Genomic DNA, 13,262 nt, shown 5'->3' with positions numbered 1-13,262 from the left:
CTGGTTCTTGTTATTCCAAAAGAATTTCAATCAACTCTATTGTATTTAGAATATTTGAAAATATAAGAAAAAAGCAATCTGTTACCTTCGTCTGACTATTTTGCTTTCCTGGTAATAGCGTTCCTTGTTCTTATACATTCTTTCATCTGCTTCTTTGGCAATATCATAGATGTTATCCCATTCTTTCTCAGAACTGAAAACATATCCCCATGAGATCGTCATAGAATCCACCAGTTTCCCATGCCATTGTGCAACACGCCGATCAAAGCTTTCTATTATGCTTTGAAATTCCTTTGTATTTCCGGTGATGATCACAACAAACTCATCTCCTCCGATTCTGTAGACATTTCCATACTTTCCAAAACTTTCCCTCATACAATCGGCCGCTGCACATATAAGTTCATCACCTGCAGCATGTCCAAGAGAATCATTTGTATATTTCAGGTTATTAAGATCCATGGAAATATATATCCATTCCTCGCGGAAATCAAGGTTGTTTATCCTTTCTTCGTATGCATGTCGGTTAAAGCATCTTGTAAGTTCATCTGTGTTTGATATGTACAGCAGTTTTTCTTTTTCATATTTTTCTTTCATAACTCTTGAAAGCATGTATAACATACAGCAGGAAGCCAATACAAGATACACGCCAACTATGAGAACCGCAAAAATATTTCCTTGCCGATAAAAGGAACTGTCTATAGTTACAGCTACAATATAGTCATCATACTGACTGAGTAAACATTTGCAGCGTTTTCCACCTATCCTTATGAGTCGGACATCTGTCTCGCCGCTTTTTTTATCAGATGATACAACAAGCCCTTCCAGTTTCACGCCTATCTGTCTGGAATCCGTAGCACCTTTTACAATTTTGGTCTCAGAGTCTGCCACAAAAATTTCTATTCCCTTATAAACAGGCATATCACTTACTACAGCGGAGATTTCATTTTGCTTTAGTTCTTTAAGCAGACGCTTTGGTTCGATGCCGATCTGGATCATTCTGGTACCGGCTTCGTTCCATGTAATGGCATACATCAGTTCCTTTCCTTCAGCGGTATTCGGAGTAACATCCTGACACATGGTAAGATTTTTATTTTTAAGCATGGGCTTAAAATATTCCATCTGCTCTCCGGAGTCAAAACTGAAGCCATAGTATTTTGGCAAAGTACCACTGTAGATATATCCGTTTTTATCAAACAGATGAATTTCGTCTACTAATATCAAATCTGCTATTTTCTGCAATTCTTCTACATCATATTCCACCTGTGGTTTTGCATCTATAATATAGGATACAGCCTTTGCTCTTACTATATAATCGTCCTTTAGCGATTCGATGAGTCCATTTTCACTATCATCATTTTTATTGAGCACGGTGATAACACGATCCAGCAGTACTTTTGACATCCTGTATGTATTACTGTCATTGACATACTTTAAAATTCCGGCTTCAAGCAATAATGCAATCGCAATGGTTGCAAACGCTAAAAAAACAAGCTTTTTTTTCTTCATAAATATATTTTATCATAATTTCCATATGTAAACCATACATAATTTGCATGAATTTTCTCCGAAATTACCGTTCGGTTACTGTTCACTCCGTTCACAGTAACGCGCTTCGCGATGCACAGAAATCATGCATTCGCATGATTTCGCGCCGCAATTCTCGGGTTTTCTGTGAACTTTGTTCACAAAAAACGCCTCGCGGAATGCTACCAGTGAACAGTAACACCGTTCGTTACTGCTCACTCCATTCACAGTAATGCGCTTTGCGATGCACAAAAAGACGAACCTTCTTGTGACAAGCACAAGAAGTAGCGTTCACAACCTGGCCGGCAACTCATAAGATTTTTTTGTTATGTAAACCAATCATACTCGCCTAATTGCCTTTCAAAAACTGTTGAATATGATACCTTCTTATTGTCACGAGCAAAAAAATTACCTCATCTCGTGCGCATAATTCCCCCATATTTTCACATACTATCCATACACTACAAAATATGGAAACCCACAAAACAAACAAGCTCTATAGTGTGTTTAAAAAAGTCAATTGTTTCCCACAATTGCATCATAAAGTACAGGAGGAACAGATAAATGAAAGCCACAGGAATCGTAAGAAGAATAGATGATCTGGGCCGGGTGGTCATCCCAAAAGAAATCCGTCGGACCCTGCGAATCAAAGAAGGTACCCCACTTGAAATTTTCACCGACCGTGAAGGTGAAATCATTCTGAAAAAATACTCCCCAATCGGAGAGCTTAGCCTTTTTGCAAAAGAATACGCCGAGTCCCTCTCCCATTCCACCGGCATGCTTTCCTGCATCACCGACCACGACCAGGTAGTAGCTGCTGCCGGTCCGGGAAGTAAGGAATTCATTGGAAAATTGATCAGCAGCCAGCTGGAAGCTGTTATCAATGACAGAGAAGCCAAATGTCTTAGTGCCAGAGACCGTGGCAAAGTCCCTGTGGTGGATGAACAGCCGGCTCCATCCACATCCCAGGTCATCCAGCCCATCATAGCCGCCGGAGATGCTATCGGCAGTGTCATCCTCATGGGAAAAACCGACAAAGACATTCCCGGCGCCAGCGAAAAGCTTCTGGCGCAGACCGCCGCCGGGTTTCTTGGACGACAGATGGAACAATAATTTTGTTATCGCTGCAGTCAACGTCTCGATAGAGCCTGTTTGAAAAATCATTCCCGCAATCTGCCAGTGAACAGAAACAAAAAAACTGCTGTATCCATTTAACCCCTCTTCAAAGTCCATTAAATGGTACAGCAGTTTTCGAATTTATATACCTCAACAATCCTGTTCTGTTTTCTCTTCAGATACAGTACTACCCTGCTTGCCCTGATCCCGCATCTTCTGCCTCTGCCTGGTAATATCAAAATACTCCGGCGAAATAATCCCACGGGCAACCAGTGCATCAAAAACTTCCTTCTGCGACCGCGTCATCACCATACCCACAGTTGAATTATAATCTGTAAGCACACATCCTGTCTTCTCGATCATCCAGAACAGTGCCGAATCATTCTCCGGGATCATCTTCCAAATCTCCTTCTCCGGATATGGCAAAAGCGCCATCATGGTCTGAAGATGGCCCTTCTCCTCAATCAATCTGTAATCCCCATCCGGCATAATAACTCCATCTGAGAAATTCGGAATCTGATCAGCTTTCTGCAAAAGCTCCTCTGTAATCTTCACCACAAGTTACCCCCTGTAAATTATTTCTAAACGGACATGTTTTCCCCTATTATACCATGCCGCTTATATAAGTGCCACCAATTTAAATTTTCTCATTTTCATGAATTAATGAATAACCTCCAATTTTCTGGACACCCTATAAATACAGACAGGTACAACAGCTGTGAACAGAATGTATGTAGAGGTGAAAAGAATATGAGGAAAAACAGAACAGCAAAATTTATTTTCAACGGCGCTCTCCTTGCAGTTATGGCAGTTCTCGGAGTGACCGCTTACCAGGTTGCAAACAAACCAGAACATATTCAGGAAGTGCTTCCATTGGAAAGCACCAAGGAAAATGACACTGCCAAAGCAGATGGAGCCAACTCAACTGATGATTCGTCCCTTGCAGAAGCAGGTACTAACATGGTAGAAGCAGATCTGGACGGAATTTCCGATACCGGAATCCTAGACAGTGAGTCTTTGATAAACGAATCAGATAATTCATCCGCAACAGACATGGCAAGCCTTGACAATACCGTGGACTTAACCAATTCTGCTGACATTAACGATACCGCTGATATTTCCAGTTCCTCTGACATTGGAGAAAGTACCAGCGTAAACGCCCAGATCTCCCTGCACAAAGGACCGGAAATCAACTTCTCGGAAGATACATTAATGGAGTGGCCGGTAAACGGACATGTTCTCATTGATTACAGCATGGATCAGAGTGTTTACTTCCCAACTCTGGATCAGTATAAACTGAGCCCTGCGATTTCCGTACAAGCAGTGGAAGGTGCCCCTGTAGTTTCCGCAGTAAACGGAACCGTATATTCGATTGAAAATAATGCCCAAACTGGCACTACCGTCACCATGGAGCTTGGAAACGGCTACCAGGCAATCTATGGTCAGCTTACTGATCTGGACGTTGCTGAAGGCGATACCGTCACCAAAGGTTCCATCATAGGCTATGTCGCAGCTCCTACCATTTATTACAGCGAAGAAGGCAGTAACCTGTACTTCGCCATGAAAAAAGACGGAGAACCAATCGACCCGATCACGTATCTGCCGTAAAAAAAATTCAGTCCATGAAATATCAACATTCACAAAAGTAAAAAAACAACGTATAATAAAGCAGGTGGGAAAATCCGCAGTCGGTACCTAAATCCTACCTGCTTTTTCCAGTCCTTCCAGGCAGCTAAGAGCCCGGAACCCGCCATGGTAGCCATTCTGACACGCTATAGTATTCTTTTGGACTGCAAATAATATACCAGCTTACCGATTGCTTTTTATAAAAATAAGGAGCATTGTCAGCCAGTTAACAGCATGACGATACTCCTTTACATAAATATTTATTTAATTCCTAAACGGACATGTCGCCTGTTGGCGACATCACCATATATGAAAGTCAGCTGTTCCGCGCCTATAGCGCTCCCACAGCTGCCGACCGCATTCGTAATCCGGGCTATCACCCTACTTACTCATACGCTCTAGCCCGTCCGATATCCAATAATTCGCACATGCAAGCATGGCTCATTCTTGGCTGCCGTCCGGGACTTTCATAGTAAAACATTAAGAAATTTCACCTTACAGCCAAAAAAGGAGCCCCATGAATTACACCTACATCGTCCAGTGCGCCGACGGTACTCTTTACACCGGATGGACAAACTGTCTGGAAAAGCGCCTGAAAGCCCACAACAGCGGCAAAAACGGAGCCAAATACACCAAAACCAAACGTCCGGTAACCCTTGTCTACTACGAAGGCTACGCCACCAAAGAAGAAGCCATGAGCCGGGAATATGCAATCAAACAATTAACCCGGGCGAAAAAATTAGCCCTGATGGAATTTTAAAGGAGGTCACAGTTCCCTCTAAATATTAAAAGTTATTAAAAAACTTGTCTAAAATATTTTACCTTACCATATCATCAAATCGGCATATTCGCCACAAAACAATACATCACAATAAAATGACACGCGCTTCCCAGCATAATAAATACGTGGAAAATCTCATGTGACCCAAAATTCTTATGTTTCGCATTAAAGATGGGAAGCTTCAATGCATAGATCACACCGCCAATCGTATAAATAATTCCCCCCGCCAGCAGCCAGCCAAATCCAGCCTTAGGCAATGCATGAATAATTGGCATGAACGCAAGCACACACAACCAGCCCATTCCAATATACAGCACAGAAGAAATCCATTTCGGACAAGTCACCCAGAATGCCTTAAATACAATTCCCAGAATTGCTGTCGCCCACACAAGTGCGCAAAGTATATATCCAATCTTGTTATGAAGAACAATCAGGCACACCGGCGTATAACTTCCAGCGATCATTACAAAGATCATCATATGATCCAGCTTCTTCAGTCTGCGGTTCACCTTCGCCGTAGAATCAACGGAATGATAAAGAGTACTTGCCGCATAAAGCAGCATCATCGTAAGAATAAACACTCCCAGTGCCACAATATGAATATGATCGCTCCACTCTGACGAGCGAATCAATAAAGGCGCTGCTCCCACTGCTGCCAGAAGAAAAGCAATCCCATGTGTAATCGCACTTCCCGGATCTTTTAATTTAAATTTCATGATAGCACCTCCTAGAACTTTTCCAAAGCAACTTTGCAAGCAATCAGTTTGATCCCTGAGCCGCAATGTTTTTACAAACTTTATCATGTAGTTTTAATTACTATGTCATCAAGTATGTGTTATACTATAACACTTTTTTTGAAAAATTCAAGGGGTTTTATAAAACTTTTATAATAAAAGTAATTTTTCGATTTTCAGCAACATTTTTCACCTCTCCATCTCCATCACTGCCTCAACCTCCATCTCCGGAAAATATGTCTCCAATATCTCCTCCCAGCTACTCCCTTTCTTCGCCATCTCATTCCCCCCATACTGGGAAAATCCAATTCCATGTCCTTTTCCTTTGCATAAAAAGCGCACCATTTTTCCTACTTTCTGCACTGAAAAATCTGCGGAAGCCAGATGCATGCCCTGGCAAAAAGTCTCACCCTCAAGCCAGTTTCCATCAGCTGTCAGCGCAGTCACATAACCGGCACTATCTCGCTTTTTGACCACCAGCTTCGCAGGAAGCTGACTGGCAGGCACATATGCACTGTTTACATAGTCTGGAGCCTCCCTGTCCTGACTGCTTTCCACTGATTTCAGATAGCCATATTCTGCACTGTGAAAAACCTCTTTCCCATCCCTGGTTTTACCGCTGCTGATCTCATGATACGGAACTAATTTCAGCTTTCCATTATATGTAAGAACCTGCCCGGCCGTTACCTCTGCCGCTGCTCCATACTGCTGCAGCTTATCCACCGCACTCAGTAATTTCCAGACGCCTCCATACCTAACAACAAAACTCCTGCCACTATTTAATTCTGCTATTCGGAAGGATAACACCTCTTCATCTTCTGTCGCAGCTGTCATTTGCTCAACTCTTCTTTCCCTGTTTTTCCCTGCGATACTTTCACTTACTTCATCCAGAATTTCTCCTTCACTTTCCCCCTCCTCCAGCCGCCTGTACACCTCCGACCTTGCAATCACCGCCTGAGCTTTCACCGCTTCCTCCGCATAATCCCCTTTCATCTGTACCATCAACATCAGCGGAACCATATCCTCCACCCCCGGAGAATGCAGTAAAAGTGCTTTATCCGCCCCATTCAAGGCGATTGTACACATATACGGCAATAATAAAATGAATGGAATAAACAGCCCTGAAGAATAAAAGCTCCGAAACCATTTTCTCATATATTTCCTGCACTTTGCCATTGCTTAAAAATAATCGGCATACCTGATGTTCCCGGTTTCAGGAATCTTTCTCGCTTTGCCGCATAAGCAACAGCTCTCCTGACTCTCTCATTTCTCCCTATTATATGCACAATTGCAAAAACTTATTAACCGTAGTATACTGTACCCATTATTGCACAGACACGGTAACAAAGCGTGTAACTGCTAATTTTCAAAGTAAATATAACGGAGGTTTTTCATGGCCGCACTCTTTCTTGCACCCCTATACATCCTGATCAATGCATACGTTGTCCGTTGGATGATACGATGGATGGGCGCCTGTCACAGACTTTTTCAGACAATGGCATTTCGCGCTTCCTTTATAGGAGTTTACATAATATTAGCAACAGCCCTGCTCACCGGCTTTCTCATCAAAAAGCCGGCCAACCTGCACCGTATTCTCAAGCATACAGGTAACTATTTTCTCGGAACTTTTATCTATATTCTGCTGGTAATCGCTGTCGTTGATTTTGGCCGTCTGATACTGAAATACATATTCCATGCCCCGTTTATCGGGCACCGCAGCACTTTCGTCATCACAGGCCTGATCTGCACCATACTGATCATTAGCCTCAGTGTTTACGGAATCCTTCATGTAACCCATGTGAAAACTACCCCTTATGAGATAAACGTTGAAAAAACAGTTGACGGCATGGATTCCCTGAAAATAGTCCTTCTCGCTGATACCCATTTCGGCTACAGCATGGGAACCGCCCAGGCAAAACGAATTGTGAAAAAGATTAATGCAGAAAATCCAGATGTAGTCTGTATCGCAGGTGATATTTTCGATAATGAATATGACGCCATTTCCAAACCAGATAAATTAAAAGAAATTTTAAAAGGAATTAAGTCCAAATATGGAGTTTACGCCTGCTGGGGCAATCATGACCTGAACGAACCAATCCTGGCAGGTTTCACCTTCAACGGAACAGAAGATAACTACAATGATCCCAGAATGGAAGAATTTCTTACAGACGCAGGAATTCACCTGCTAGACGATGAATCTGTTCTGATCGACAACAAATTTTATATTGTCGGCCGCCGGGATGCCTCCCGATGCGAAAAAGTGGAGGGCTCCAGAGCCACTCCGGCCCAGCTTACCGAATCGCTGGACCAGAGAAAACCAATTATTTTCATTGACCATCAGCCAAAAGAATTAGACGAGACAGCTGCTGTCGGTGTTGACCTTGACCTTTGTGGTCACACCCATGACGGCCAGATTTTCCCCGGAAACCTGATTATCCATCTATTCTGGGAAAATTCCTGTGGCTACCTTCGAAAAGGAAATATGCACAACATTGTCACTTCCGGAGCCGGAATCTGGGGGCCGAACATGAGAGTCGGCACCAACAGCGAAATCTGTCCGATTACAGTTCATTTTAACAATTAATGTAACTTTTCCGCAGATACTATACCGCGAGATGTTTTCGTGAACATAGTTCACAGTTACATTAAATCAACCGATTATGCCCCTACGGACTGCCTCTGCACACCCATCGTTCCATGCAAGGCAGTCCCTTCTCATGTGAAACATCCCGTATCCGATTTCCCCTTCTTCCTCGCAGCCCAGCCCTTTCCACTAAAGCCTGTCCACGCTTCACCACATCTATTCCTTCCAGCATCTTTCCCTGGAAAAATCTTCCCACTATACCTTTTTCATATATTCCATGTGCTTCATGCGCGCCCAACTCCCAGCCAGTCACCACACTCAGCCATCCATTCATCCTTACAGCCAGTCCGCCGATTCCACCAATCAGTCCCTTTATTCCCTGCATACCCCGTCCATTTTCACCCATCACTCCCATGAAAAAGCAAGTCACCACAGTCATCACCATATTGAAACGTTCTTTCAAACTGAATTTATTTTCCCGGTTGAAATATTTTTTCAATAATCTCATAAAGGTCCTCCTTCTTGTCATGCCTGTCCAAAATCCAAAAGCTCATCACCGCCGCTGTCTCCTAATGCAATTAACTTTGTACCATTTCAGGCACTTTTTCTGCCTCCGGCAGACTGCACGAACAGCTAACAGCAAACAGCCGCCAGAATATGCCTGAAAAAACTCATCTGCGAACTGCGCACTTTTCATGATTGTGCAGGGTCTAGAGCATGTTTGAAAAGGGCTTTCTGCAAGATGTGCGTCACAATTTGTGGGAGATTTTGCCCGGATGAGGGCGCCGTAGCGGGCTACGGCAACCGAATTCGGGTGAAATATACCGCAAAGTGGGGCGTGCAGATTGCGGGAATGATTTTTCAAACAGACTCTAGTTATATTTATGTCTGCCAATACAACCTATAGAACCATTTTTTATAAATTTTCCCTATTTCACACCTTATTGACACACTTGTCCCCCACTGCTACAATAACCCTAACAACAACTTTTACCGCTTTCCCAAAGAAAGGAGCACCTTATGGCAAAAGAACAGATTGCAGTTGCAGAACTGATTACAAACATTATCCTGGGAAAAACGGACGGAGCCAGCCGGGTAGATTTCTTCCCGCAAAAGCCTAAATTTCCATTTGACAAACCATACGAGCAGCCATTTCCCCGCGCCACGCCGGAGAGTCAGGGTATTTCCTCTGACATGCTGGCCGACCTGCTGCGGGATCTGGACACTTCACACTATACAGATATGCACCATTTCATGGTTCTCCGAAATGGAAAGGTCATCTGCGAGGCCAATTTCGCCCCCTACCGCAGCCGAATCTGGCATGTGACCCATTCCATGTGCAAAAGCATCACCGGCATGGCAATTGGTCTTCTGGTAGAGGAAGGCAAGCTTTCCCTGGACGAGAACATTTACGACATTTTCCAGAAAAAGCTGAACACCTTTAACAAGATTTTCCGCCCTAAAGTCACTGTAGAAAATCTTCTCACAATGACCAGCGGCGTCACTTTCAACGAATCCGGGATCGTCTCTGGAAACGACTGGCTCACCAGCTACCTGAATTCTTCCATCACCGGCACCCCCGGGGAAAATTTCCAGTACAACAGCCTGAATACCTACGTTCTGTCCGCCATCGTCACGGAACGCACCGGCCAGTCACTTACCGAGTACCTGGAACCACGGCTTTTTGCTCCCCTTGGAATCACCCGCTATTTCTGGGAAACCTGCCCTAAAGGCATTACCAAGGGCGGCTGGGGACTTTTCCTCTGCACTGAGGACATGGCTAAATTAGGTCAGCTTTATCTTCAGAAGGGTAAATGGAACGATCAGCAGATTATCCCGGAATTCTGGGTTGAAGTCTCCACTGCTAAGCATAAGGAAAGCATCGAAGGTACTTTCGGCTATGGCTACCAGCTGTGGATGGAGGCTCGCCCGGGCAGCTTTGAATTCAATGGAATGCTTGGTCAGAATGTGATCGTTTACCCTGACATGAACATGGTTGTAGTCACAAATGCCGGAAATAACGAACTTTTCCAGAACTGCGTCATGCTGAACATTATCCGCAAGCACTTTCCGCGCAACTTTCATCCTGCAGATATTCTGCCTGAAAACCCATGCTCCCAGACACTCCTGAACCGCCTGACTGCAGAGCTTGAAAACGGCATTCACGCGCCTCAGACACTTCCTGCTCTCCGAAAGGGCGGCTGGAAAAAGAATCCGCCCGGACTCCGCCGCAGCACCAATACACGACCTAATACCTGGAATTACGTGAAGGGACTTCCTGCGCCGAATCCTTACCAGTTCACCCAACAGCTTAATGGCAAAGTTTTTGAGCTTTCTCCACAGAGCATTGGTCTTTTCCCGCTGTTTATCCAGATTTTCCACAATAATATGACGGAAGGTGTGCAAAAGATTTCATTCACCTGTGAAAAAGGCAATTTCTCCGTAAACTTTCTGGAATCCGGCGAATGGCATAACATCCCGACAGGATTTGGAAAATTCAAAGAATCCTGGCTTACCCTCCACGAGGAAAGCTATCTGATTGCAGCCTCCGGAGAATTCACTACAGATGAAAACGGAACCGCCGTCCTGAAGCTGGACTTCACCTTCCTTGAAGAATGTGTTCGAAGAAAAATCAACATTTTCTTCCTTCCCGAAGATGAAATTCTCATCCGCTGGTACGAAACACCAGGCAAAGGCATGATCATGGAAGGCCTGGAATCCATCACCGAAGAAATCTCCAACAACTTTCTCTATGGAGCCTTCAAGGGCACAGGCGGCCTGGAGCTCCTTCACAGGGTAATGGAACAGACTATTGAACCGGTTTCGCATGGGTATCTGGTGACACCTGCTGAAGTGGCTCCGGAACAGAGATCAGTTTCATTCTTAAATGAATCAGATTGCGGAGAACTTTCAGCAGAACCCAGTGAAACAACGACCACTTCCTATTCTGCAGAAAGTTTGTAATGCACCATATATCGCACTTTAATAGCAAGAAAATTTTTACGACCAAATATGCGGTCAATCAGGAGGTACCCCATGATTTCCCAGGAAAAACGCTTAATCATCACCTTTCGCTGCACCACCGACGCCATCGCCATGGAGAAATCCTGCAAAGCCACTGGTGCTCCAGGAAGACTGATTCCGGTTCCAAGAAGTATCTCTGCCAGCTGCGGACTTTCCTGGTGTGCGCCCCCAACAAGCCGCACTGCCCTTGAGAAACTACTTCAGGAGCAAGACCTGGATCCTGAGGGCATATATGAGTGTATAATTTAATTATTAAACAGGCTCTAATGCAGTACAAATTAATTTTCAGCATTACTTACGCAATATATTAAAAATTTACTGTGTCAGAGTATCCATTACTTAATATATGCTGTATTATAGAGTCTGTTAAAAAATGTCAATTAAAAAAATACAATATAGATAGTAGGAGAAATTACACATGGAAAACAAAACATTTGATGCGAGAGGAATGGCCTGCCCACTCCCAGTTGTAAACGCAAAGAAAGAATCCGAAGAAATGACAAATGGCGGTACCCTTATCATTCTCGTTGACAATGAAATTGCCGTCCAGAACCTTACCAAATTTGGCAACAGCAAAGGCTTTACAGTCTCTTCTGAGAAAAAAACAGAGAAAGATTTCACCGTAACCTTCCAGATTCCGGAAAACAGCACAACCTCAACACCAGCAGCTGAATCCGCCGCTCCCGCCTGCACCCCGGATTCCAAGAAACATGGTCTTGTAGCCGTCCTTTCCGCCAATACCATGGGAAATGGTGAAGAACAGCTTGGAAAGATTCTTATGAAATCCTTCATTTTCGCTCTCACTAAACAGGATCAGCTCCCAGAGATCATTCTGTGCTACAACTCCGGAGCATCCCTTACCTGCGAAGACTCCGATTCCCTGGAAGATCTGAAATCTTTAGAAGCAGAAGGAGTAAAAATCCTCACCTGCGGTACCTGCCTTGACTTCTACGGCCTGAAAGAAAGCCTGGCAGTCGGCAGCGTTACCAACATGTACGAAATCGTAGAAATTATGGAAAACGCAGGCACTATCATACGTCCATAATGCTTTGACACATTAAAAAAGTACTCAAAAATTCCGTCCGATATCCATGAATGAACCATGCTTGCATAAGCGAATTCATGGATAACGGATAGGACTTTCATAGCAAATAACTTCTAAATAAATAAAATCCACGCTTTAAAATCAACTCAATTTTCTTTGTAATCAAATTTTGATTTAAAGAAAATAAAAAGATAAAAGCGTGGATTTCATTTTTATCTGAGACAAATTTGAGACATCTTGTTTTCAATGGGACATTTACTCACGATTACTTGGTGTTATTTAGGAGTTATAAAAAAAGACCGGAAACCCTTACAAATAAAGGATTTCCAGCATTCTGTGAAGTGAAGCATCGGGGATTCGAACCCCGGACAACTTGATTAAAAGTCAAGTGCTCTACCAACTGAGCTAATGCTCCATGTTAAATTTGTCATATATTTCACATCTTAAACGCCAAGTTTTTTCCTAAACAACCTTCGGCATTTAAAATGCCCAGAGCCGGAATCGAACCAGCGACACGAGGATTTTCAGTCCTCTGCTCTACCAACTGAGCTATCTGGGCATAAGTAGCGGGAATAGGATTTGAACCTATGACCTTCGGGTTATGAGCCCGACGAGCTTCCAGACTGCTCCATCCCGCGATATATTCTTTTAAAACCAAAAGCCGATGATCGGACTCGAACCGATAACCTGCTGATTACAAATCAGCTGCTCTGCCAATTGAGCCACATCGGCACGTAACCACTGGCTACAACAGATGAATTATATTCATCAAATGGATGGAGAAGGATTCGAACCTTCGAAGGCATCGCCAGCAGATTTACAGTCTGT

Annotated in this window: 14 protein-coding genes and 4 tRNA genes; 8 read left to right on the top strand and 10 right to left on the bottom strand. The window is 43.7% G+C overall.

Annotated features, from left to right (window positions below; all coding sequences use genetic code 11):
• Nucleotides 1-81: 81 nt before the first annotated feature.
• Nucleotides 82-1,506 carry a GGDEF domain-containing protein gene (locus tag LIZ66_RS07280; RefSeq protein WP_227201132.1) on the bottom strand — a complete coding sequence of 475 codons (1,425 nt, stop codon included), beginning with the start codon at nucleotides 1,504-1,506 and terminating at the stop codon, nucleotides 82-84.
• Nucleotides 1,507-2,088: 582 nt separating this feature from the next.
• On the opposite strand from LIZ66_RS07280, the gene spoVT reads away from it, so the two are divergent.
• On the top strand, nucleotides 2,089-2,637 hold the full coding sequence (gene spoVT / locus LIZ66_RS07275) for a stage V sporulation protein T (protein WP_173772838.1): 549 nt from the start codon (nucleotides 2,089-2,091) through the stop codon (nucleotides 2,635-2,637).
• Between the two features lie 153 nt (nucleotides 2,638-2,790).
• On the opposite strand, the gene LIZ66_RS07270 is transcribed toward spoVT, so the two are convergent.
• Nucleotides 2,791-3,198, bottom strand: a complete 408-nt coding sequence (locus LIZ66_RS07270) for a hypothetical protein (RefSeq protein WP_226837975.1) — start codon at nucleotides 3,196-3,198, stop codon at nucleotides 2,791-2,793.
• 192 nt (nucleotides 3,199-3,390) lie between these two features.
• Between LIZ66_RS07270 and LIZ66_RS07265 the strand changes: the two genes are divergently transcribed.
• Together LIZ66_RS07265 and LIZ66_RS07260 are read left to right on the top strand one after the other, a co-directional pair.
• The gene (locus LIZ66_RS07265; protein WP_118583191.1) at nucleotides 3,391-4,248 is read left to right on the top strand and encodes a M23 family metallopeptidase; all 858 of its coding nucleotides are present in this window, start codon (nucleotides 3,391-3,393) and stop codon (nucleotides 4,246-4,248) included.
• A gap of 535 nt (nucleotides 4,249-4,783) precedes the next feature.
• On the top strand, nucleotides 4,784-5,026 hold the full coding sequence (locus tag LIZ66_RS07260; protein WP_148463437.1) for a GIY-YIG nuclease family protein: 243 nt from the start codon (nucleotides 4,784-4,786) through the stop codon (nucleotides 5,024-5,026).
• A 74-nt stretch (nucleotides 5,027-5,100) separates the two neighbouring features.
• On the opposite strand, the gene trhA is transcribed toward LIZ66_RS07260, so the two are convergent.
• Both trhA and LIZ66_RS07250 read right to left on the bottom strand, forming a co-directional pair.
• Nucleotides 5,101-5,763, bottom strand: coding sequence for a PAQR family membrane homeostasis protein TrhA (gene trhA / locus LIZ66_RS07255; protein ID WP_118583187.1), 663 nt, complete (start codon nucleotides 5,761-5,763; stop codon nucleotides 5,101-5,103).
• A 207-nt stretch (nucleotides 5,764-5,970) separates the two neighbouring features.
• Nucleotides 5,971-6,936, bottom strand: coding sequence for a SpoIID/LytB domain-containing protein (locus LIZ66_RS07250; protein WP_226837976.1), 966 nt, complete (start codon nucleotides 6,934-6,936; stop codon nucleotides 5,971-5,973).
• A gap of 238 nt (nucleotides 6,937-7,174) precedes the next feature.
• On the opposite strand from LIZ66_RS07250, the gene LIZ66_RS07245 reads away from it, so the two are divergent.
• Complete coding sequence (locus tag LIZ66_RS07245; protein WP_226837977.1) at nucleotides 7,175-8,365, top strand: metallophosphoesterase; 1,191 nt, start codon at nucleotides 7,175-7,177, stop codon at nucleotides 8,363-8,365.
• A gap of 82 nt (nucleotides 8,366-8,447) precedes the next feature.
• Here the strand turns inward: LIZ66_RS07245 and LIZ66_RS07240 are convergent, their stop codons facing one another.
• Together LIZ66_RS07240 and LIZ66_RS19160 are read right to left on the bottom strand one after the other, a co-directional pair.
• The gene (locus LIZ66_RS07240) at nucleotides 8,448-8,873 is read right to left on the bottom strand and encodes a hypothetical protein (RefSeq protein ID WP_173736484.1); all 426 of its coding nucleotides are present in this window, start codon (nucleotides 8,871-8,873) and stop codon (nucleotides 8,448-8,450) included.
• A gap of 45 nt (nucleotides 8,874-8,918) precedes the next feature.
• Entirely contained in the window at nucleotides 8,919-9,188 is a 270-nt protein-coding gene (locus LIZ66_RS19160; protein ID WP_308768452.1) for a DUF6783 domain-containing protein, read from the bottom strand.
• Here LIZ66_RS19160 and LIZ66_RS19155 point away from each other — a divergent pair.
• From LIZ66_RS19155 to yedF, 4 genes are all read left to right on the top strand, one after another.
• Nucleotides 9,120-9,272 carry a DUF6783 domain-containing protein gene (locus tag LIZ66_RS19155; protein ID WP_308768453.1) on the top strand — a complete coding sequence of 51 codons (153 nt, stop codon included), beginning with the start codon at nucleotides 9,120-9,122 and terminating at the stop codon, nucleotides 9,270-9,272. The genes LIZ66_RS19160 and LIZ66_RS19155 overlap by 69 nt on opposite strands.
• 113 nt (nucleotides 9,273-9,385) lie before the next feature.
• Nucleotides 9,386-11,329: a serine hydrolase domain-containing protein gene (locus LIZ66_RS07235; protein ID WP_227201133.1), complete on the top strand. Its 1,944-nt coding sequence runs from the start codon at nucleotides 9,386-9,388 to the stop codon at nucleotides 11,327-11,329.
• Nucleotides 11,330-11,401: 72 nt separating this feature from the next.
• The gene (locus LIZ66_RS07230) at nucleotides 11,402-11,638 is read left to right on the top strand and encodes a putative Se/S carrier protein (protein ID WP_118583176.1); all 237 of its coding nucleotides are present in this window, start codon (nucleotides 11,402-11,404) and stop codon (nucleotides 11,636-11,638) included.
• Nucleotides 11,639-11,807: 169 nt separating this feature from the next.
• Nucleotides 11,808-12,434 (top strand): sulfurtransferase-like selenium metabolism protein YedF, encoded by a 627-nt coding sequence (gene yedF, locus LIZ66_RS07225; RefSeq protein WP_148463431.1) that lies wholly within the window; start codon nucleotides 11,808-11,810, stop codon nucleotides 12,432-12,434.
• A gap of 342 nt (nucleotides 12,435-12,776) precedes the next feature.
• Here the strand turns inward: yedF and LIZ66_RS07220 are convergent.
• The 4 genes from LIZ66_RS07220 to LIZ66_RS07205 form a co-directional block, all read right to left on the bottom strand.
• Nucleotides 12,777-12,849 (bottom strand) — tRNA-Lys (locus tag LIZ66_RS07220).
• A 71-nt stretch (nucleotides 12,850-12,920) separates the two neighbouring features.
• Nucleotides 12,921-12,993 (bottom strand) — tRNA-Phe (locus LIZ66_RS07215).
• A gap of 5 nt (nucleotides 12,994-12,998) precedes the next feature.
• A tRNA-Met gene (locus LIZ66_RS07210) sits at nucleotides 12,999-13,072 on the bottom strand.
• A gap of 21 nt (nucleotides 13,073-13,093) precedes the next feature.
• A tRNA-Thr gene (locus LIZ66_RS07205) sits at nucleotides 13,094-13,166 on the bottom strand.
• Nucleotides 13,167-13,262 lie beyond the last annotated feature (96 nt).

Source organism: Blautia faecis, from assembly GCF_020554845.1.
Taxonomy (GTDB): Bacteria; Bacillota; Clostridia; order Lachnospirales; family Lachnospiraceae; genus Blautia_A; species Blautia_A faecis.
This window is presented reverse-complemented; position numbering and strand designations above follow the sequence as displayed.

Coding starts and splice junctions, on each gene's coding strand:
- LIZ66_RS07265 (WP_118583191.1), top strand. CDS start 3,391: ATGAGGAAAAACAGAACAGCAAAATTTATTTTCAACGGCGCTCTCCTT.
- LIZ66_RS07250 (WP_226837976.1), bottom strand. CDS start 6,936: ATGAGAAAATGGTTTCGGAGCTTTTATTCTTCAGGGCTGTTTATTCCA.
- trhA (WP_118583187.1), bottom strand. CDS start 5,763: ATGAAATTTAAATTAAAAGATCCGGGAAGTGCGATTACACATGGGATT.
- LIZ66_RS07280 (WP_227201132.1), bottom strand. CDS start 1,506: ATGAAGAAAAAAAAGCTTGTTTTTTTAGCGTTTGCAACCATTGCGATT.
- yedF (WP_148463431.1), top strand. CDS start 11,808: ATGGAAAACAAAACATTTGATGCGAGAGGAATGGCCTGCCCACTCCCA.
- LIZ66_RS07235 (WP_227201133.1), top strand. CDS start 9,386: ATGGCAAAAGAACAGATTGCAGTTGCAGAACTGATTACAAACATTATC.
- LIZ66_RS07230 (WP_118583176.1), top strand. CDS start 11,402: ATGATTTCCCAGGAAAAACGCTTAATCATCACCTTTCGCTGCACCACC.
- LIZ66_RS07245 (WP_226837977.1), top strand. CDS start 7,175: ATGGCCGCACTCTTTCTTGCACCCCTATACATCCTGATCAATGCATAC.
- LIZ66_RS07260 (WP_148463437.1), top strand. CDS start 4,784: ATGAATTACACCTACATCGTCCAGTGCGCCGACGGTACTCTTTACACC.
- LIZ66_RS07240 (WP_173736484.1), bottom strand. CDS start 8,873: ATGAGATTATTGAAAAAATATTTCAACCGGGAAAATAAATTCAGTTTG.
- spoVT (WP_173772838.1), top strand. CDS start 2,089: ATGAAAGCCACAGGAATCGTAAGAAGAATAGATGATCTGGGCCGGGTG.